This window comes from Mesorhizobium sp. B2-3-12 (assembly GCF_006442205.1).
Classification (GTDB): Bacteria; Pseudomonadota; Alphaproteobacteria; order Rhizobiales; family Rhizobiaceae; genus Mesorhizobium.
On record NZ_VFVR01000001.1, the window covers coordinates 563336 to 583814 of the forward strand.

A 20479-nucleotide genomic window follows, 5' to 3' on the forward strand; every position below is an offset into this window, starting at 1 on the left:
ATTGCTCTTAACCTAGGGAAAGCCCAGCAAGCAATCGCAAGATGGCATATAGGGGTTGGACCAGCCCGAAACGAGAGCGGGGCGGCGCACGACGCCGTCAACCTCACCCGAAAGCATGCAGGACAACCGTCAGCCAGAAAGCCGTGGTGACGGCCGCGCAGGCGGTCGCGATGGTCATCTGGTTCGATGCCAGCGCTTGGCCGGTATTGAACTGCACGGCGATGAGATAGGAATTGATGCCCGACGGCAGTGCCGCCACCACGACCGCCACCTTGGCCGTCAGCGGCGGCAGGCCGAGCAGCCAGACGAAGGCGAGGACCAGCGCAGGCATCAGGAACAGTTTCAGCGCCGAAAGCGCCAGCGCCGGCCGGACATTGCCCGATATGCCGAAGCGGCGCAGGCTGAGCCCCATGGCAAACAGCGCCACCGGCCCGGCGGTGTCGGCCAGCGCATCGACCAACCGCATGGCGAGGTTCGGCAGCGGCACGCCACTCAGGCGCCATGCGAGGCCCAGGAGAATGCCGATGATCAGCGGATTGATGAACAGCCGCCGCAGGAAACTTCTGACGACGCGCAAGGGATGGACCTGTTCGCCGCTGCCGCGACCGAACATCTCGAACAGCACGATCGAGGCCATCATCATGATCGGCAGATGTACCGAGACAAGCAGCGACAGCACTTCGAAACCGCTCGGACCGAATATGCCAAGAATGAAGGGGGCTCCGAGCAGCACCACATTGGAGTAGGCGGACGATACGCCGCCGACGACACCGGCGCGGGCGTCGCGACCGAAGACCCGCGTCGTGACGATATGGCCGGCGGCCCGGGTGATCGCCACGGCGGTGAAATAGGCACCCCACAGCGGCCATGGCGCCACGCCGTGGAAATCGGCATTGACCATGGTCTGGAACAGAAGCAGCGGCATGGCCACCGAGACCGCGAAATCGGATATCCCCTCGCCGCTCGCCGGTCTGAGATAGCCCGTAAGCCCGGCGAGATAGCCGAGCGCGACAAGACTGAAGACGAACAGGACGGTTTCGGTAAGCGGAGACATTTTTCAGGGATAGGCGAGCCACGCTCACGGCGCAATCGCGCCCGAATTTGATCATCGTCGGCTGGCAGGGTTATAGAGGGCTTGGATCATCAGGGCGGAACGACAAATGACCTTTGTCGACACCTCGAAACTGCGTCTTTTCCGGCGTGCGTGGCTGACGTTGTTTGTCGCCATGCTTGTCTCCCTTGCCGCGTCGATGCTTCAGCCTGCCCGGGCGAAAGACCTCAAGGGCGTGGCGCTGATCGTGGGCCAATCCAGATACGAACACATCGCCGCCCTGCCCAACCCGGCCAATGATGCCCGCGACATGGCCAAGATGCTGACCGATCTCGGCTTCGACGCCCGCAACGTCAGCGACCGCGACGCCGGCAAGCTGAAGCGCGATCTTGAACGCTTCGTCGAGGACGCCGAGGGTGCCGACGTCGCTCTCATCTATTATTCGGGTCACGGGATCGAGGCCGGTGGCGAGAATTATCTGGTTCCGGTCGACGCCGACATGTCGTCGCTCAAGGATGCCGATCAGGCACTGGTGCCGATTTCCGCCGTCATGGACGAATTGAAGAAGACCGTGCCGGTGACGATCATGCTGCTCGACGCCTGCCGAACCAATCCGTTTCCGGCCGATGCCATGGTGCGGCGCGCGCCAACCGCCTCGGCCGAGCCGATCGGCGCCGGCGGGCTGGAACCGGTACGCGGCGCCAAGGCCCTCGGCAACGCGCCGGCCGCCGACGCGAGCCTCGGCACGGTGATCGGCTTCGCCGCCGAGCCCGGCCGTCCGGCGCTCGATGGCGCCGCTGGCGAAAACAGCCCCTACGCGGCGGCTTTGCTGCGCCATCTCGCGGCGATGAAAGGCACCGAGTTCGGTTCGGTCATGCGCATGGTGACGGAAGAGGTCTATCTCGACACCAAGGCCAGGCAGCGGCCCTGGGTCAACGAAAGCCTGCGCCGGCTGCTCTATTTCGGTGTCGCGCCGCCCGAACCGACCGGCGACGACGGTCTGATCACCGGCGAGCGGCGGCAGTTGCTGCTGACCATCTCCGACCTGCCCGACCCCAAGCGGGCGCAGGTGGAACTGGCCTCGCTGCAGGACGGCGTGCCGCTCGACGCGCTCTACGGCGTGCTGCGGGCGATGGGCACTGAGAAAATCCCGGAAGATCCGACCGACCTGCAAAAAGTGCTCCAGGCCCAGGCCGAGCGCCTGAAGAAGATGATGTCCGAGCGCGCCGCGTTGCGCACCGACGACCCGGAGATCAAACGCCTGGTCGCCTCCGCCGACAAGGCCATCGGCCAAGGCGCGATCGCCACGGCGCGAAAATTCCTCGATGATGCCGTGGGCCGGGTCGAAGAGACCAACGACACGGTCGATCAGGCCGAGGAATTGGTCAAGCAGAAGCGCATTGCCGACGCCGCGATCTATGCCAAGCGGGCCGATGCCTCGGCGCTGGTCTTCGATTACAAATCGGCCGCCAACGATTACGCCAAGGCGTTCTCGCTGGCCGAGAAATGGGATGACAAGCTGCGCTGGAACTACAAGAACCAGGAAGCGGAGGCGCTTAATTCCCACGGCTACACCACCGGTGACCTGGATTCGCTGCAGGGCGCTATCGCAGCCTATCGCACTATTTTGAACTTCATTCCCAATGGCGAACAGAACCGCGACTGGGCCATCACCCGCAACAACATGGCGGTGGTGCTGCAGAACATCGGCGAGCGCGAGACCGAGACCGCGCATCTCGAAGAGGCCGCCCAGATCTTTCGCGATTCGCTTGCCGTGTTCGAACATGTGAAAGACGATCTCAACTGGGCCGCCGCGCAGAACAATCTCGGCAATGTGCTGCTGAAGATCGGCGAACGCGAGAGCGACCCGAAGCGCTTGAACGAGGCGGTGGCGGCGATGCGCGCCACGCTGGAGAAGCGCCCGCGCGCCAAGGTTCCGCTCGACTGGGCGTCCTCGCAGAACAATCTTGGCCTTGCGCTCTATGCGCTGTCCGAACGCGAACCCGGCGGCGAGCATCTGGCCCAGGCGGAAGCGGCCTACCGGCTGGCGCTCGAGGAATACACGCGCGCAAAAACGCCGGTCGAGTGGGCGATGGTCGAGAACAATCTCGGCAACATGCTTGTGACCCTTGGCATCCAGCTCAACGACAAGGCGAAGATCAACGAGGCGGCCGACGCTTTTCGCGCCGCGCTCGAGGTCAGAACCCGTGAAACCTTCCCGGTCTCCTGGGCCACCAGCCGTCTTAACCTCGGCAATGCGCTGAGCGGCGTCGCCCGCTTCGACATGGGCACCGGCACGCTCGAAGAAGCGGCGGCGGCCTATGACGACGCGCTGACGGTGTTTACCCGGCAGCGCTTCCCGATGGACTGGGCGTCGGCGCAGAACAATCTCGGCTCGATCTACCAGACGCTTGGCCAGCGCACCCGTGACGCGACCAGGCTGGAGCAGTCGGTTGCGGCATTCCAGGCGGCCCGCCAGGTCTATGTCAGGCGAAAATTCCCGCTGGACTGGGCAATGAGCTACTACAATCTCGGCAACACGCTGCAGCTTCTTGGCGGCGTGACCGACAAGCCCGAGCACTACAGCGAGGCGGTCGAGGCCTACCGCAACGCCTTGCGCGAATACAAGCGCGAAACCAACCCGCGGCAATGGGCGCTGACCCAGGCTGGCCTAGGCTCAACGCTGCACTGGTTGAGCATGAGCAATGCCGACCCCAAAACCTTGCAAGATTCGATCGCCGCGCGGCGTGCGGCGCTCGAAGTGCTGACCATGGAGACCGCACCGGTCGACTGGGCCAACGCCCAGAACGGCATCGGCATGAGCCTGCTCAACCTCGGCAATATCGAACGGACCGGCAAATATCTCGACGAGGCCGAGGCGGCTTTCACCGCGACACTGAAGGTGTTCACGAGGCAAAGCCAGCCGATGCAGTGGGCCTTTGAGCAGAACAATCTTGGCGACGTCAGCTGGAACCGCGCCAGCTATGGCGGTGGCAAGCCGGAGTATCTCAAGGCCATCGCGTTCTTCGAGAACGCCAAGCAGGGCTTTACCGAAGCCGGCTACACCATCCCCATCCCGCTCACCGACCAGAAGATCGATCTGGTGAAGCAGCAACTCGCCAAAAAGTGAGACCTGAGACGCTGCCGATCTCCGGCTTGTCTTTGTCCCCGCTTTCCAATCCCTATATGCGAATGGTCGGAGTCCGCTGCGGGCTCCTGGAAGGGTGGCGATGATCCGATTTGCCTTGGCGTTGTTCCTGCTTGTCGTCCCCGCCGCCGCGCATGCGACGGACGCCGGATGGGCGCTGTTGCGTGACGGCGGGCATGTCGTGCTGCTGCGCCACGCCATGACCACCGGCACCACCGACCCGGCCAACTTCGATATCGACAGCTGTTCCACCCAGGTCAATCTGTCGGCACGCGGCAAGCAACAGGCAAGCAAGATCGGCGCCCTGTTCGCCGCGCGAGCGGCTCCCGTCGAGCGCGTCCTGTCCAGCCGCTACTGCCGATGCCTCGACACCGCGCGCATCGCGTTCGAGGCCGAGCCGGAACTGTTCGCACCGCTTGATCTCCTGAAGGGCGACGATGCCCAGAAGGCAGCGCAGATCGCCGCCATCATGAAGGAAATCCACGCCTATTCCGGCTCCGACAATCTGGTCATGGTCACCCATCTGGAAAATATCGTCGCGCTGACCGGCATCTCGCCACGTGAAGGCGAAGCTGTGGTCGTCGAACCGCAAGGCGACGGTCTGCGCGTGCTTGGCCGCGTCACTTTCTGAAGTGATTCCATTCACAAGTCTGGATGAGCCGGTGTGGCTTAAATGCCACTTCCGGAAGAAGCCGCGAATCCACCCCGACAATGTCGCTTGCGACAACCCGTCGCAGGGGCTATAGGCGCGCTCCCGGTCACGAAAACCGAAGCGAGCACAACGGTTGGAGCTTTCGTCTCCGCCCGTGCAGGCGGCTTTGCCGCCCTGTATACGGCGCCGCTTTAGGGATTGGGATCGTGGGTGTAGCTCAGTTGGGAGAGCGCCGGACATAATCCGGAGGTCGGGGGTTCGAGTCCCTTCATCCGCACCACGGATAGCTCAGTTGGGAGAGCATCAGACTCATAATCTGACTGTCGAAGGTTCGAGTCCTTCTCCATTGGCCTGATAAGCCAGCACCCTGCCAGGTGTTATCTGAAAACGGTCCGGGGACTGGAATGCTTCAAGTCCGACGGACGGCCGAAGCCTTCGGGCCGAGGCCGGATCGAAAGGTTTGACGCCATCGGCTCGCGGCTAGGCTCGCGGTGATGATCAAGGCGCTGTGTCGCCGGCAAGGGAGGCCAAGGCTTCCCGAGCCCGCTTCCCTGCCCCGCGATCCGCTCCCGAAGGTCCGCCACGGATCGATGCCACCAGTCCCCGGATCATTCGTGCCGGACTTGGAAGTGAAACGAGAAACGAAGGGAAGATCGACGCATGATTTGACGCCTCGCATGGGGCCATGCCCGACAGGAGTAGACAATGACTATTCTCGATACAGTTCTTGGGCGCGAGCGCGTCCTCGTCAGGGAAAACGAACGTGCCCTCACTCTCTACAAGGGAGAGATCAAGGCTGTCCTGCTGCCGGGTGAGCATTGGCTCGCCAACCGGCGCGGCAGCCTGGAGATCTCGCGGCACGATCTGAGGAACCCGGAATTCGTTTCGGCGTACGAGAAGGCGTTGTTCGACAAGCTCCCGGACGTGGCCGCGCGTCATTTCACCGTCGTCCGCACCGGGCGCACGGAGGTCGCCGTCATCGAGCGCGACGGCAATTTGCACAGCGTGCTGGCGCCGGACTGCAAGCTGGTGCTGTGGACCGATGCCGGGCCGTGGAAGGTGACGATGGTCGACACGTCGGCTGACCTGGCCATCGATCCGGCGCTCATGCGCCGGCTCGGCCAGGCCAGGAAGGTGGAGCTGATGTCCGTCCACCCGGTCGTCGATGGACAGGCCGGACTGCTGTTCATCGACGGTGTCCTGGTACGGACCCTTGCCGCCGGCGTGCACGGCTTCTGGAACGTCGGACGCTTGGTGCAGATCAAGGTCGTCGACCTCAAGCGCCAGTCGCTCGATGTCGCCGGGCAGGAAGTGCTGACCAAGGATCGCGTCACGATCCGCGTCAACATCGCGGCCGAATACCGGGTCGTCGATCCCGTCAAGGCGGTGAGCGCCGTGAAGGACTTCTCCCAGGCCCTCTACCGAGCCCTGCAGTACGCCTTCCGCAAGACGCTGGGCGGGCTCTCCCTCGACCAGATCCTCGAGAAGAAGGTGACGGTCGACGAGGAAGCCGCGGCCAAGGTCCGTGCCGACATGGCCGAGATCGGCGTCGAGGTCAGCGACATCGCGCTCAAGGACGTGATCGTGCCGGGCGAGATGCGCGAGATCCTCAACCAGGTGGTTTCGGCCGAAAAGCAGGCCGAGGCCAACGTCATCCGCCGCCGCGAGGAGACGAACGCCACGCGTTCGCTGCTCAACACCGCCAGGGTGATGGCCGAAAACCCGGTGATGCTGCGGCTGAAGGAGCTCGAGGCTCTGGAAACCATCGCCGGCAAGGTCGAGCGGCTGACCGTCCACAACGGGACGGGCGGGCTGCTCAACGACCTGGTCAAGCTCCGCGACAGCTGAGCTTACCCAACGTCAGCAAGAAGGGCCGCCGGGTCAAACCGCGGCCCTTCTTGCGTTTCTGGAGACCGCTACCCATCTGCGCCCGGCTCATCAGGCCTTTTCCTGCCGGGAAAAACCGATTAGACAGCGCCCAAACAAGCTGCGGACAGATTCCGCCCGCAAAGAAGGAAAAGCCCCTTGTCCACCACGTTCGACAAAGTCGCCAAGATCATTGCCGACACCAGCGAGATCGATATCGACACCATCACGCCCGAGAGCCACACCATCGACGATCTCGGCATCGACAGTCTCGATTTCCTCGACATCGTCTTCGCCATCGACAAGGAATTCGGCATCAAGGTGCCGCTGGAAAAGTGGACCCAGGAAGTCAATGACGGCAAGGCTTCGACCGACGACTATTTCGTCATGAAGAACCTGTGCGCCAAGATCGACGCGCTGGTCGCCGCCAAGACCGCCTGAGGCCGTCAGGGCGCGTGACTTGACGCGCTCCGCCGCCTGACCCACAAAGCCGCTCATGAGCAGCCCCCACGACGTCGTCATCACAGGTATCGGCCTTGTTTCCTCGCTGGGGGAAGGTCCTGATGCCCATTGGCAGAAGCTGACGCAACTCGGCCAGAAGCCGGTGCTCGAAGCCGCGCGCTTTGCGCCCTACACGGTCCATCCGCTGCCTCAAATCGACTGGAACCTGCAGATCGCCAAGCGCGGCGACCAGCGGCAGATGGAAACCTGGCAGCGGCTCGGCACCTATGCGGCTGGCCTTGCGCTGGACGACGCCGGCATCAAGGGCAATGACGAGCTGTGCACCACCATGGACATGGTGGTGGCCGCCGGCGGCGGCGAGCGCGACGAGGCGGTCGACGCCGACATTCTCGCCGCGTCCGAGAGCCGCAACGACCGCGACGTGCTGCTCAACGAGAAGCTGACCACCGAGCTGCGCCCAACCCTGTTCCTGGCGCAGCTTTCCAATCTGCTCGCCGGCAACATCTCCATCGTCCACAAGGTGACGGGTTCGTCCAGAACCTTCATGGGTGAGGAAGGCGCCGGCGTCGCCGCCGTCGAGACGGCCGCCGCGCGTATCCGCTCCGGCCAGTCGACCCACATTTTGGTCGGCGGCGCCTTCCAGACCGAACATTCCGACATGCTGCTCGGCTATGAACTCGCCGGCTATCTGCATCGCGGCTCCTGGAAACCTGTCTGGCAAAGGCAGGGCGCCGAGGGTGGCGGCGTGGTCTCGGGTTCCGGCGGCGCCTTCCTGGTGCTGGAGCAGCGCGAACACGCGACAAGTCGCGGGCGCAAGATCTACGCCGAGCTTGGACCTGTCGTCTCAGGCCGCGCCAGGCGCTCTCGCGGCGAACTCGATGCCGGGATCGCCGCCCTGCTCAAACAGGCGGCGCCGCCAAACGGCAAGCTGCTCGCCATCTCGGGCGCATCCGGCGCGCACGCTGCGACATCAGCCGAAAAGGCGGCGCTCGATGCCGTCGAGGCGATATCGGCGCGCGGTTTCGCGACCCTGACCGGTCACATGAAGGAAGCACAATTTCCCTTCGGCGTGGCGCTGGCGGCGCTCGCCGTCGACCGCAAGGCCGCCTACCCTGTCTTTGACGCCACGGCCGAGAAGCCATTTGACGGCATTCCCGCCAGCGTCCTTGCAACGGCGATCGGCTATCACCAATTCGAGGGCATGGCGCTGGTCAACGCCGCTTGAGGCGGCGTTTGGCGATCGTGCCGCGGAGATCAAGAGGGCTTCCCGAATGGCCAATTTCACAGATCACATGGGCAGGCCCGTCGTCGCCGTCACCGGCATTGGCGTGGTCACCTCGCTCGGCGTCGGCAAGGCTGACAATTGGGCGGCGCTGACCTCGGGCAAGTCGGGCATCCACCCGATCACCCGTTTCCCGGTCGATCACCTCAACACGCGCATCTCCGGCATGGTCGATTTCCTGGCATCGAGTTCGAAGGGTGCCAGCCCCCTCACCTATGAACTGGCCGAGACCGCCGCGCGTGAGGCCATGGCCGAATCTGGTCTCGATTCCGGTGATTTCGGCGGACCGCTCTTTCTTGCCTCGCCGCCGGTCGAGCTCGACTGGCACGAGCGCTTCGCGCTCTACAATTCCGACAAGCAGGATTCCGGCGCCGAAAGGCTGCTGCGCGTAGCGCGCGGCCTGAAGGAACTCGATGTCTTCGAAACCACCCAGTTCGGCTCGATCGCCGACCGGCTGGCCGACCGGTTCGGCACACGCGGCCTGCCGATCACGCTGTCGACCGCTTGCGCCTCCGGCGCCACCGCCATCCAGCTCGGCGTCGAGGCGATCCGCCGTGGCGAATGCGACCGGGCGCTGTCGATCGGCGCCGACGGCTCGGCGACCGCCGAGGCGCTGATCCGCTTCTCGCTGCTGTCAGCCCTTTCCACCCACAACGACAACCCGGAAAAGGCTTCCAAGCCCTTTTCCAAGGACCGTGACGGCTTCGTATTGGCGGAGGGGTCCGGCGCCCTGGTGCTGGAATCGCTGGAGGCAGCGCTTGCCCGCGGGGCCTCGGTTCTCGGCATCCTCAGCGGCTGTGGTGAAAAGGCCGACGATTTCCACCGCACCCGCTCCAAGCCGGACGGCTCGCCGGCGATTGCCGCTGTCCGGGCCGCCCTTGCCGATGCGGGCCTCGGCGAAGACGAGATCGATTATGTCAACGCCCACGGCACCTCGACGCCGGAAAACGACAAGATGGAACACCTGTCGCTGTCGACGGTGTTTGGCGAGCGGATCGGCTCGATGCCGATCTCGTCCAACAAGTCGATGATCGGCCACACGCTGTCGGCTGCGGGCGCGGTCGAAGCGGCCTTTTCGCTGATGACGATGCGTGAAAGCGTCATTCCGCCGACCATCAACTATGACAATCCCGACCCGGCGATCGTGCTCGACGTCGTGCCGAACAAGAAGCGCGATGCGCAGGTTCGCACCGTTCTGTCTAACTCCTTCGGCTTCGGCGGCCAGAACACTTGCCTTGTCATGGCGCGGGAACCGGTCTAAGCGAGCCCTTTCCGCTTAACAGAACCGACAGGCTTCATGCGCGCACTGCAACTTATCGAGGACCGCCGTCTCGAAACGGTGGACCTGCCGCCTCCCCCGCCACCCGCTCTGGGTGAAGTGACGTTGCGCATCAAGGCGGTGGCGCTGAACCATATCGACGTCTGGGGCTGGCGCGGCATGGCCTTCGCCAAGCGCAAGCTGCCGCTGGTCGTGGGTGCCGAAGCCTCCGGCGAGGTCGAGGCGGTCGGCCCCGGCGTGTCCAGCCTGCTGCCTGGACAATTGGTGTCGATCTATGGCGCACGCACCTGCGGCCTCTGCCGCGCCTGCCGCGAAGGCCGCGACAATCTCTGCGAACATGTCTCGGGGGTTCATGGCTTCCATCTCGACGGCTTCGCGCAGGAGAAGATCAACCTGCCGGCGCGCCTGCTGGTCCCCGCCCCACCGGGCGTGACTGACATTGGCGCCGCCGTGGCGCCCGTCACCTTCGGCACCGTCGAGCACATGCTATTTGACAATGCCAGGCTGCAGCCTGGCGAGACGATCCTCGTCCATGCCGGCGGATCCGGCATCGGCTCGGCGGCGATCCAGCTGGCCAAGCGGATGGGCTGCACCATCATCACCACCGTCGGTTCGAACGATAAGATCGACAAGGCCAAGGCGCTCGGCGCCGACCATGTCATCAACTACCGCGACGACCGCTTCGAGGGCGTCGTACGCAAGCTGACCAAGAAGAAGGGCGTCGATGTCGTCTTCGAACATGTCGGCTCCGACACCTTTGCCGGCTCGATGCTGTGCCTGAAGCGCGGCGGCCGCCTGGTGACCTGCGGCTCGACCTCGGGCGTGTCGACGCAGATCAACCTGATGCAGCTCTTCCAGCAGCAGTTGAAACTGCTCGGATCCTTCGGCTGCCGCATGGAGAACATGGCCAACGCCATGCAGAAGATGGCGGCGGGGCAGGTAGCACCCGTCATCGACACCGAGGTCGGCTTCGACGATATCGATGCCGCGCTGAAGCGCATGGAAGGCCGCGACGTCTTCGGTAAGATCATCCTGCGCGTCGCCTAGAGTCGGATGATTTCAGGTCGAATCGACCTGAAAACTGAATCCGCCTCTAAATCAAGGAATAGAGCATGATGTCATCCGAAAACCGCTTCACACTTTTCGGCATCATGCTCTAGAGCCTCGATTTCAGTGTTGAAGAAACTTCGCCGGGACCTGAAATTTCGCTATGGCAGGCAACTGCGCCAGGTGAATTACTGGCTCGTTGCGCGGGCCGCGATGATCATCATGTCGCTGCTGCGCCTGCTGCCGGTCGACAGCGCGCTCAATTTTGCCGACCGCGTCGCTCGCCTCATCGGCCCAAGGGTCGGACGTCACCACGTCGCCATCGACAACCTGCGCAAGGCCTATCCGGAAAAGAGCGATGGCGAAATCCAGGCCATCGCCTCAGACATGTGGGGCAACATGGCCCGGCTTGCCGCCGAATACATTTTTCTCGACGCCCTGTTCGACTATGACCCCGCCGCCGGCAAGCCCGGCCGCGTCGAGGTCAAGGGAACGGAGCATTTCGTCGAGATCGCGGCCGAGAAGCAGCCGCACATCGTCTTCACCGGCCATCTCGGCAATTTCGAACTGCTGCCGGTGGCGGCCGCGACCTTCGGCATGAACATCACGGCGCTGTTTCGCCCGCCCAACAACCCCTACCTCGCCGACTACATCCTTTCGACGAGGCGCTCGAGCATGGGAGGCTTGCTGCCGTCGATGGCCGGCGCCTCGTTCGCCCTGGCCGGCGTATTGGAGAATGGCGGCAATATCGGCGTTCTCGTCGACCAGAAATTCTCCAACGGCCTGGACACGACCTTCTTCGGCCGTCCCTGCCAGAGCAACCGCGTGCTCGGCACCCTTGCCCGTCACTATGACTGCGACGTCTACCCGGCGCGCTGCGTCAGGCTGCCGGGCAACCGCTTCCGGCTCGAGATCGAGGACAAGCTGGTCCTGCCGCGCACCGCCGACGGCAGCGTCGACGTCCACGCCACCACCCAGATGCTGAACGACGTCGTCGAGCGCTGGGTGCGCGAGGATCCCGGCCAGTGGATGTGGTTCCACAAAAGGTGGGAGATCAGCAACTGGCGGCGCAAGAAGCGCCCGGCACCGGCGCCCGTCGCAAACACTTGAACAGCCGCCGGCGGGAACGTGCGTTCCTCCGCCAGCGACAAAGCCAATATCAGTGGACCGCCTGTCGCCTAGAGCGGTTCAGCGTTTGATGGAATCGCCGACCCGCTCTAACTCTTTGTTTTCACGCAATTCCGGACGGAAAACCGTTACACACTTTTCCTGGAATTGCTCTAGTTGGTGACGACGATGCGCGTATTGCCGAAGCCGACTTCGCGCACCATCGCATAGAAGGCCGCGGCATTTGCCGTATGCAGCCGCACGCAGCCATGCGAAGCCGGACGGCCGAGTTGCCGGACGGCGCCCGTTCCATGGATGGCATAGCCGCCGCGGAAGAACACCGAATACGGCATCGGCGACATGTCGTATTTGCGCGAATACCACATCCGCGCGGTCCGCTGCGGCCGGTACGTTCCGCGCGGCGTGAAATAGCCCGGACGGGCGGTGGACACGGCCCAACGGTAAACCGCCGAACCATATCGAACCGTCATCGTCTGCGACGACACGTCGATATTCGCCACCAATGTGGCTGCCTCACTCGCGACCGATGCACCAAACAGCGCGGTTGCCAGCACCGCTGCCTTGAAGAACGACGTTCTCATGCGACCAAACCCCTTTGATTGCCCTACCTGCCTGCCCTCACGATGTTTTTCATCTTTTTAATGGCAGGTGAACGGGATAACACACACACCTTGATCAATTCGCCAATTCAAAGCAGCGAATTTGAACGATTTCCCGCGATAGTTGCCGCAACGACACGTCGCACGCCCTTGGTTGCCAGCGGGCTTGCAATAAAGCGCTGATCGTTGCTCAACTCTCCCGATGAACGAACGACTCCTTCACGCAATCGATGCCAGGCGAGACGATGTCGTCGCGCTGACCGCCGACCTCATCCGTTTTCCCACCATCAACCCACCCGGCGAAGCCTACCGGCCATGCGCCGAGTACATTGGTGCGCGGCTAAGGAAACGTGGTTTCGAAACCGAGTTCATCCGCGCCGAAGGCACGCCCGGCGACACTGACCGCTATCCGCGCGTCAATGTCGTTGCCCGTTTCGACGGCCGCTCCCCCGGCGCCTGCGTCCACTTCAACTCGCATATCGACGTGGTCGAGGCCGGCGAAGGCTGGTCCGTGGATCCCTTTGCCGGCGTTGTCAGGGACGGCAAGGTCTATGGCCGCGGCGCCTGCGACATGAAGGGCGGCCTGGCCGCCTCCATCATCGCTGTCGAGGCCTTCTTGGAAGTCTTCCCCGACTTTCCCGGCGCCATCGAGATCTCGGGCACCGTGGACGAGGAATCCGGCGGCTTCGGCGGCGTCGCCCATCTGGCCGGGCTTGGCTATTTCTCCAAACCCAGGGTCGATCACGTCATCATCCCCGAGCCTCTCAACAAAGACCGCATCTGCCTTGGCCATCGCGGCGTCTGGTGGGCGGAGATCGAGACCAAGGGCGAGATCGCGCACGGCTCGATGCCGTTTCTCGGCGACAATGCCGTACGCCACATGGGCGCCGTCCTTAGGGCCTTCGAGGACGACCTGTTCCCCGCACTCGACCGCAAGATGACGCGTATGCCGGTCGTGCCGGAGGGCGCCAGGCGCTCGACCATGAACATCAATTCCATCCATGGCGGGCAGACCGAGGATTTCCGCCCCGGCCTGCCCTCGCCCAACGTGCCCGATTCCTGCCGGCTGACCATCGACCGCCGCTTCCTGCTCGAGGAGGATCTGGCCACGGTCAAAAGTGAGGTGACCGGCATTCTCGACCGGCTGAAGCGCGAGCGCAAAAAGTTCGATTACGAAATCCGCGATCTGATGGAAGTACTGCCGCTGATGACCGAGCGCGACGCGCCGGTGGTCAAGGCCATCGCGCAAGGCATCCATGCGATCTTCGACCGCGAGCCCGATTACGTCATCTCGCCCGGCACCTACGATCAGAAGCACATAGCCCGCATCGGCCACATCTACGACTGCATCGCCTATGGCCCGGGCATTCTCGACCTCGCCCACCGGCCGGACGAGTGGGTCGGCATATCCGACATGGTGGAATCGGCCAAGGTGATGGCGATCGGGCTCAACGTGCTGCTGCGTGGCACCGCCACGGGATAAGCTTGCGTCGCGACAAGCTTCGACCCGCCGACAGGGCCGCTGCGGCAAAAACATTCCCGGCCATCCTGCCTGGCAGCACGAAACGCAATTTACTCCCGCGCGAAATCACGCTTCTATCGCTCGGTTTGAGCACATGTCCTGAACGCATGGGGAGTTGCACGATGAGATTGTGGAAAACCATTCTGGCCGCCGCGGTTCTTGCACTGGCCGCTGGAACCTCCGCCTTCGCGGCCCGGACCGACCTGGTCATCGGCATTCCGCTCGAACCGCCGCATCTCGATCCGACCGCGGGTGCCGCGGCGGCGATCAAGGAGGTGCTCTACGCCAATGTGTTCGAGGGCCTGACCCGGATTGGCCCCAATGGCGAAGTGTTGCCGGATCTGGCCGAGAGCTGGACCATTTCCGATGACGGCAAGGTCTACACATTCAAGCTGCACACCGGCGTCAAATTCCACGACGGCGCCGATTTCAGCGCCGACGACGTGAAATTCTCGCTCGACCGCGCCCGCGCCGACAATTCGGTCAATGCGCAGAAGGGCCTGTTCGCGGCCATCGACAAGGTGGACGTCATCGATCCGGCAACGGTCAAGGTCACGCTGAAGAACCCGCAAGGGTCCTTCCTCTACAATATGGGCTGGGGCGACGCGGTGATGGTGTCGCCAAAGTCAGCCGATACCAACAAGGAAAACCCGGTTGGCACCGGTCCGTTCAAGTTCCAGAACTGGGCCAAGGGATCGTCGATCACGCTGGTGAAATCAGACCATTACTGGGGCGCTCCAGCGTTCCTCGACAAGGTCGAGTTCCGCATCGTGCCGGATGCCGCGGCCAATGTGCCGGCCCTTTTGTCCGGCGACATCCAGGCCTTCCCCTTCTTCGACCCCGACAGTCTGGCGCAGGTCAAGGACGATCCGCGTTTCAAGGTGGTGATCGGCTCGACCGAAGGCGAAACCATCCTGTCGATCAACAACAAGAAGCCGCCTTTCGACAAGCTGCAGGTCAGGCAGGCGATCTCCTACGCGCTCGACCGCAAGGCGATCATCGACGGCGCCTCGGCCGGGCTTGGCCTGCCGATCGGCTCACACATGTCGCCGGCCAACAAGGACTATGTCGACCTCACCGGCCTCTATCCGCACAATGTCGACAAGGCCAAGGAACTGCTGAAGGAGGCCGGACTGGAGAACGGCTTCAAGGCGACGCTGAAACTGCCCCCGCCAGGCTATGCCAGGCTCGGCGGCGAGATCATCGCCTCGGAACTCCGCGACGTCGGCATCAATCTTGAGATCATCCCGGTCGAGTGGGCACAGTGGCTGGACCAGGTGTTCACCAAGAAAGACTACGACCTGACCATCGTCTCGCACACCGAGCCCAACGATATCGATATCTATTCGCGCAAGGACTACTACTTCAACTACGACAATCCGACCTTCGACAAGGTGATCGCCGACCTCAACCTGACCTCCGACGAGGCCAAGCGGAAGGAATTGCTGGGCGAGGCACAGAAGATCCTTGCCGACGACGCGGTGGTCGGCTTCCTCTACGAATTGCCCAAGGTCGGCGTCTGGGACGCCAAATTGCAGGGACTGTGGGAAAACGCGCCGATCCAGGCCAATGACCTGACCAAGGTGAAGTGGAGCGAGTGAGGTTCGTGGTGCGCGCGCGGCTTCCTCGCCTCTCATGACCGCCTACCCCCTCAAGCGCCTCGTCATCGCCTTCGCGACGCTGGTGCTTGCCTCGATGGTGGTGTTCGCCGTGCTGGAAATCCTTCCCGGCGATCCGGCGCGGCTGATGCTGGGCATGAATGCAAGCGCCGACCAGGTCGAACTCTTGCGCACCCAGATGGGCCTCAACGCGCCGCTCGTGCTGCGCTATCTGCACTGGGCCGGCGGCCTGCTCAGCCTCGATTTCGGCCGCTCCTATACCTATTCGGTACCGGTCATCGATCTCGTGCGTGAACGGCTTGCCGTCTCGCTGCCGCTGGCGCTGATCGCGCTGGCCCTTTCCACGATCATCGCCATTCCGGTCGGGCTTTATTCCGCCAGCCGTCGCGGACGGGCCGGCGACACGGTGGCCATGGGCGCGGCGCAGCTCGGCGTCGCCGTACCCAATTTCTGGTTCGCGCTGATGCTGATCTATGTCTTCGCCGTCTGGCTGCGTCTGGTCCCGGCCGGTGGTTTTCCCGGCTGGGGCGCCGGCGCCTGGCCGGCGCTGAAATCGCTGCTGTTGCCGGCGGTGGCGCTTGCCTTGCCGCAAGCCGCTATCCTGGCGCGTGTCACCCGTTCGGCGCTGATCGAGGTGCTGAACGAGGACTATATCCGCACCGCCCGCGCCAAGGGCCTGCCCTATCGGGCCGTGCTGTGGCGGCACGCGCTGCGCAACGCCATGATCCCGGTGCTGACTATCCTTGGCCTGCAATTCGCCTTCCTGCTCGCCGGTACCATCATCATCGAGAATGTCTTCTATCTGCCCGGTCTCGGCCGGCTGGTGTTCCAGGCGATCACCCAGCGCGACCTGATCGTCGTTGAAAGCGTCGTCATGCTGCTGGTCGCGGCCGTCATCGCCGTCAACCTCCTGGTCGACCTGTCCTATGCGGTCGTCGATCCCCGCTTGAGAACCCGGTCATGACGATGCATGTCGACATCCCCGATGAGACATTGGCAGGCATCCTGGCCAAGGCTTTCAGGAACACGGCTTTCGTGACCGGCTTCGTCATCACATTGCTGATCCTGGCGATGGCTTTGATCTCTTACATCTGGACGCCATACGATGTGACGAAGCTTGTTATAGCCGACAAGACGCAAGGCCCCTCTCTGGCGCACTTGTTCGGCACTGACCATTTCGGCCGCGATATCCTGTCGATGGTCATGGTCGGCGCCCGCAACTCGATCGCCGTGGCGCTGGTCGCGGTCGGCATCGGCGTGGGCGTCGGCGTGCCGCTCGGCGCCTTCGCCGCGGCGCGCGGCGGCCTCGTCGACGAGGCGCTGATGCGCGTCAACGATCTCGTCTTCGCTTTCCCCGCGCTGCTGTCGGCCATCATGATCACCGCCATCTTCGGGCCTGGCGCCGTCAACGCCATCATCGCCATCGGCATCTTCAACATCCCGGTCTTTGCCCGCGTCGCCCGCGCCGGCGCGCTTGCGATCTGGCCGCGCGAATTCATCCTGGCCGCGCGCGCCGCCGGCAAGAGCAGTACGCAGATATCGATCGAACATGTGCTGCCCAACATCGCCACGCTGCTCCTTGTGCAAGGCACGATCCAGTTCGCGCTGGGCATCCTGGCCGAGGCCGGGCTTTCCTATCTCGGCCTCGGCGCGCAGCCGCCGATGCCGAGCTGGGGCCGCATGCTGTTCGACGCGCAGACGCGCATGGTGGTGGCGCCGTGGATGGCGATTTTCCCGGGCATGGCGATCGTCATCACCGTGCTTGGGCTGAACCTCCTGGGCGACGGCATCGCCGATATTCTCGACCCGAAATCGCGGCGGCAGCGATGAGCCTGCTCGAAATCGACAACCTGTCGCTGACCATCGGCGACACGCAGATCCTGAAGAGCATTGAACTCTCCGTCGCGCCCGGCGAGGTCATGGGACTAGTCGGCGAATCCGGCTCCGGCAAGTCGATGACCGCGCTGACGGTGATGCGGCTCCTGCCACACGCTGCCCGCGCCACCGGGCGCGTCACATTCGACGGCATCGATATCCTGACGGCAACCGAGGACCAGATGTGCGCCTTGCGCGGCGACGACATCGGCATGGTGTTCCAGGAACCGATGACGGCGCTCAATCCGGTCAAGACCATCGGCGAACAGGTCGCCGAAGGCATACGCTGGCATACGAAGGCTACACGTGCGGAAGCTGAGGATCGAGCGCGAAAAATGCTCGACCGCGTCGGGCTGCCCGAAGCGAAATTCCCGCTGTCGCGCTATCCGCACGAACTGTCCGGCGGCCAGCGCCAGCGCGTCGTCATCGCCATCGCCTGCGCGCTGAAACCCAAGCTCTTGATCGCCGACGAGCCGACGACGGCGCTCGACGTGGTGCTGCAGGCGCAAATTCTCGACCTCCTGCGCGACCTCGTCGCGGAGAGCCGCATGGGCCTGCTGCTGATCTCGCACGACCTTGCGGTCGTCACCGAGATGGCTGACCGCATCACCATCCTGCGGCATGGCGAGGTGATGGAGGCCGGCGACACGGCGCGCACGCTGTCCGGTCAGCTCCACCCCTATACGCGCCAGTTGGCGCAGGCTTCGATGCACGTCCCGGCGCGTGCCAGGCCCCATCTCGTCGGCACGGACCAACCCTTGCTTCAAGTCGAAGGCATCACCCGTGACTATCGCGGCCGCCGCACCTCACTGTTCAGGCGCGCGCCTGACATCCGTGCCGTCGACGACGTCTCGCTGTCGATCGCGCCCGGCGAGTCGGTGGCGCTGGTCGGCCGATCCGGCTGCGGCAAGTCCACCCTTGCCCGCATGATCCTGGCGCTGGACCGGCCGAGTTCAGGCGCCATCCGCTTTCGCGGCGAAGCCATCACCGGCAAGAGCGAAGCTGAGTTGAAGCCTGCCAGGCGCGACATGCAGGTCGTCTTCCAGGATCCCTACGGCTCCTTCGACCCGCGCCAGAAGGTCGAAAAACTGGTCGCCGAGCCGCTGCATGTACTGGAGAAAAAACCGACGCGCGCCGAGCGCCGCGAGATGGTGGCGCATGCGCTGCACGAGGTCGGCCTCGGCCAGCGCGACATGGACAAATACCCGCACGAATTTTCGGGCGGCCAGCGCCAGCGCCTGTCGATCGCCCGCGCCATCATCACCCGCCCCAAACTGGTGGTCGCCGACGAGCCGGTCTCGGCCCTCGACGTCTCGATCCGGGCCCAAATCCTCGACCTGTTCGCCGGGCTCAACCAGAAGCTCGGCATCGCCTATCTCTTCATCACCCACGACCTGACTGTCGCCCGTGCCATCACGGCCGAGGTGCTGGTCATGCATGACGGCAAGATCGTCGAGCGCGGCAAGACGAACGAGGTGCTGGACCGCCCGCAATCCGAGGCGGCGCAGGCGCTTGTTGCCGCTGCCCCGGATTTGCATCGCGCGATCGCGCGACGCATGCAGGAACAGGGGTGAGCGGCCGTTCCCCTTAGTCTTGCGGCTTCACCACGTCGACCGGGCTGATGTCGAGCAAATCGAGCGTGCGGCGCAGCAGGCGCACCTCGCTCTCGGCCAGTTGCGAATCCGCCTTGGCGATCTCCGCCATGTGCTGCGCCAGTTGCCTGCGCCGCTCGACGTCGAGGTCGCGAAACAGCGCGATCGCCTGCGAGCCGTTGGTCTCGTAGCCGAACTCGTTGAGATATTCGATGACGGCGTCGATGCTGGTCTCCGGAATGCCGAAGGCATCCTTGCAGATGCGCCGGAAGGCAATCATCTCGCTCTCGCTGACGGTGCCGTCGGCCAGGATCATGCGGAACAGCATCAGCAGTTCCGCCGACAGGACGGGATCGTCCGCCACCTTGCGCACGCCAGGGTCGCCGTCGAAGATGGAGCGTATCTGGTCCAGCAATGCGAACGCCATGGGCGACCCTTTCCGATTCCTCATGCATAGAGTTAGCGCGGAATCGGCCTTGCGCAAACAGGGCCGTCGTGGTCGAACGCCGGGTATCCAGCCAGCTAAATGTCTCGCGGCGCCAGATGATCGACCTCACCACCCAAACCATCGCCATGCTCGCCTTCGCCGGCTTTGCGGCGGGCTTTGTCGATTCGATTGCCGGCGGTGGCGGACTGATCACCATTCCCGCACTGCTGTTGGCCGGTTTCTCGCCCGTCGAAGCGCTTGGAACCAACAAGCTGCAAGGCATGTTCGGCTCCGGCTCGGCGACGATCCACTATGCCTCGAAGGGCCATGTCGACCTGCGCCGGCAATTGCCTTCGGCGCTGCTGGCGCTTGCCGGAAGTGCCATCGGCGCCTTGCTGGCCACGATCGTGCCAGGCGACCTCTTGCGCGCGGCCCTGCCGCTGGTGCTGATCGCCATTGCGCTCTATTTCGCGCTCAAGCCCAACATGAACGATGTCGACCGCGCCGAGCGCCTGTCGCCCTTCCTGTTTGGGCTGACCCTGGTGCCGGCAATCGGCTTCTATGACGGCCTGTTCGGTCCGGGCGCCGGTTCTTTCTACATGCTCGCCTTCGTCGCCCTTGCCGGCTACGGCGTGCTCAAGGCGACGGCGCATACCAAGCTGCTCAACTTCGCCTCCAACATCGGCGGCTTCATCGTCTTTGCCGCCGTCGGCGTCATCTCGTGGAAGATCGGCCTGATGATGGGCGTTGCCCAGTTTCTCGGCGCCCGGCTCGGCGCCAGCCTTGCCATGCGCATCGGCGCGAGGTTGATCAAGCCGCTGCTGGTCATCGTCTGCGTGGCTCTGGCGGTGAAGCTGCTTGCCGATCCAGCCAACCCTCTGCGTGTCATGATTGGTGTGTGATCACGCGCCTGTTACAATGACATTGTTC

The 20479-nt window shown here is 63.8% G+C and carries 17 protein-coding genes and 2 tRNA genes; 16 read left to right on the top strand and 3 right to left on the bottom strand.

Annotated features, from left to right (window positions below; translation table 11 throughout):
- Positions 1-103: 103 nt before the first annotated feature.
- The gene (locus FJ948_RS02795; protein WP_140701670.1) at positions 104-1054 is read right to left on the bottom strand and encodes an AEC family transporter; all 951 of its coding nucleotides are present in this window, start codon (positions 1052-1054) and stop codon (positions 104-106) included.
- A 106-nt stretch (positions 1055-1160) separates the two neighbouring features.
- Here FJ948_RS02795 and FJ948_RS02800 point away from each other — a divergent pair, with 106 nt between their 5' ends.
- The 10 genes from FJ948_RS02800 (at position 1161) to FJ948_RS02845 (ending at position 11897) form a co-directional block, all read left to right on the top strand.
- On the top strand, positions 1161-4181 hold the full coding sequence (locus tag FJ948_RS02800; protein WP_140701671.1) for a caspase family protein: 3021 nt from the start codon (positions 1161-1163) through the stop codon (positions 4179-4181).
- Between the two features lie 100 nt (positions 4182-4281).
- On the top strand, positions 4282-4830 hold the full coding sequence (locus FJ948_RS02805; RefSeq protein ID WP_140701672.1) for a histidine phosphatase family protein: 549 nt from the start codon (positions 4282-4284) through the stop codon (positions 4828-4830).
- Between the two features lie 227 nt (positions 4831-5057).
- Positions 5058-5131, top strand: a tRNA-Tyr gene (locus tag FJ948_RS02810).
- 2 nt (positions 5132-5133) lie between these two features.
- Positions 5134-5201 (top strand) — tRNA-Met (locus FJ948_RS02815).
- A gap of 355 nt (positions 5202-5556) precedes the next feature.
- Complete coding sequence (locus tag FJ948_RS02820) at positions 5557-6699, top strand: slipin family protein (RefSeq protein WP_181173541.1); 1143 nt, start codon at positions 5557-5559, stop codon at positions 6697-6699.
- 177 nt (positions 6700-6876) lie between these two features.
- Positions 6877-7158 carry an acyl carrier protein gene (locus tag FJ948_RS02825; protein WP_010909964.1) on the top strand — a complete coding sequence of 94 codons (282 nt, stop codon included), beginning with the start codon at positions 6877-6879 and terminating at the stop codon, positions 7156-7158.
- 55 nt (positions 7159-7213) lie between these two features.
- Complete coding sequence (locus FJ948_RS02830; protein WP_140701673.1) at positions 7214-8404, top strand: beta-ketoacyl-ACP synthase; 1191 nt, start codon at positions 7214-7216, stop codon at positions 8402-8404.
- 46 nt (positions 8405-8450) lie between these two features.
- Complete coding sequence (locus tag FJ948_RS02835; RefSeq protein WP_140701674.1) at positions 8451-9722, top strand: beta-ketoacyl-ACP synthase; 1272 nt, start codon at positions 8451-8453, stop codon at positions 9720-9722.
- A gap of 36 nt (positions 9723-9758) precedes the next feature.
- Positions 9759-10787, top strand: a complete 1029-nt coding sequence (locus tag FJ948_RS02840; RefSeq protein ID WP_140701675.1) for a zinc-binding dehydrogenase — start codon at positions 9759-9761, stop codon at positions 10785-10787.
- Between the two features lie 126 nt (positions 10788-10913).
- Complete coding sequence (locus FJ948_RS02845) at positions 10914-11897, top strand: lipid A biosynthesis lauroyl acyltransferase (protein WP_181173542.1); 984 nt, start codon at positions 10914-10916, stop codon at positions 11895-11897.
- Positions 11898-12067: 170 nt separating this feature from the next.
- On the opposite strand, the gene FJ948_RS02850 is transcribed toward FJ948_RS02845, so the two are convergent.
- Entirely contained in the window at positions 12068-12496 is a 429-nt protein-coding gene (locus FJ948_RS02850) for a L,D-transpeptidase (RefSeq protein WP_140701677.1), read from the bottom strand.
- A gap of 220 nt (positions 12497-12716) precedes the next feature.
- Here FJ948_RS02850 and FJ948_RS02855 point away from each other — a divergent pair, with 220 nt between their 5' ends.
- The 5 genes from FJ948_RS02855 to FJ948_RS02875 all read left to right on the top strand — a co-directional run bounded on the left by FJ948_RS02855 (position 12717) and on the right by FJ948_RS02875 (position 19104).
- On the top strand, positions 12717-13997 hold the full coding sequence (locus FJ948_RS02855) for an acetylornithine deacetylase/succinyl-diaminopimelate desuccinylase family protein (RefSeq protein WP_140701678.1): 1281 nt from the start codon (positions 12717-12719) through the stop codon (positions 13995-13997).
- Positions 13998-14158: 161 nt separating this feature from the next.
- Positions 14159-15637, top strand: coding sequence for an ABC transporter substrate-binding protein (locus tag FJ948_RS02860; protein WP_140701679.1), 1479 nt, complete (start codon positions 14159-14161; stop codon positions 15635-15637).
- A gap of 34 nt (positions 15638-15671) precedes the next feature.
- Entirely contained in the window at positions 15672-16619 is a 948-nt protein-coding gene (locus FJ948_RS02865; protein ID WP_140701680.1) for an ABC transporter permease, read from the top strand.
- Positions 16616-17485 (top strand): ABC transporter permease, encoded by an 870-nt coding sequence (locus FJ948_RS02870; protein WP_140701681.1) that lies wholly within the window; start codon positions 16616-16618, stop codon positions 17483-17485. Before FJ948_RS02865 ends, FJ948_RS02870 begins: the two co-directional genes overlap by 4 nt.
- Complete coding sequence (locus FJ948_RS02875) at positions 17482-19104, top strand: dipeptide ABC transporter ATP-binding protein (protein WP_140701682.1); 1623 nt, start codon at positions 17482-17484, stop codon at positions 19102-19104. Before FJ948_RS02870 ends, FJ948_RS02875 begins: the two co-directional genes overlap by 4 nt.
- A 13-nt stretch (positions 19105-19117) precedes the next feature.
- On the opposite strand, the gene FJ948_RS02880 is transcribed toward FJ948_RS02875, so the two are convergent.
- Positions 19118-19549 (bottom strand): TerB family tellurite resistance protein, encoded by a 432-nt coding sequence (locus FJ948_RS02880; RefSeq protein ID WP_140701683.1) that lies wholly within the window; start codon positions 19547-19549, stop codon positions 19118-19120.
- Between the two features lie 116 nt (positions 19550-19665).
- Between FJ948_RS02880 and FJ948_RS02885 the strand changes: the two genes are divergently transcribed.
- On the top strand, positions 19666-20451 hold the full coding sequence (locus FJ948_RS02885; protein WP_140701684.1) for a TSUP family transporter: 786 nt from the start codon (positions 19666-19668) through the stop codon (positions 20449-20451).
- Positions 20452-20479: the final 28 nt, after the last annotated feature.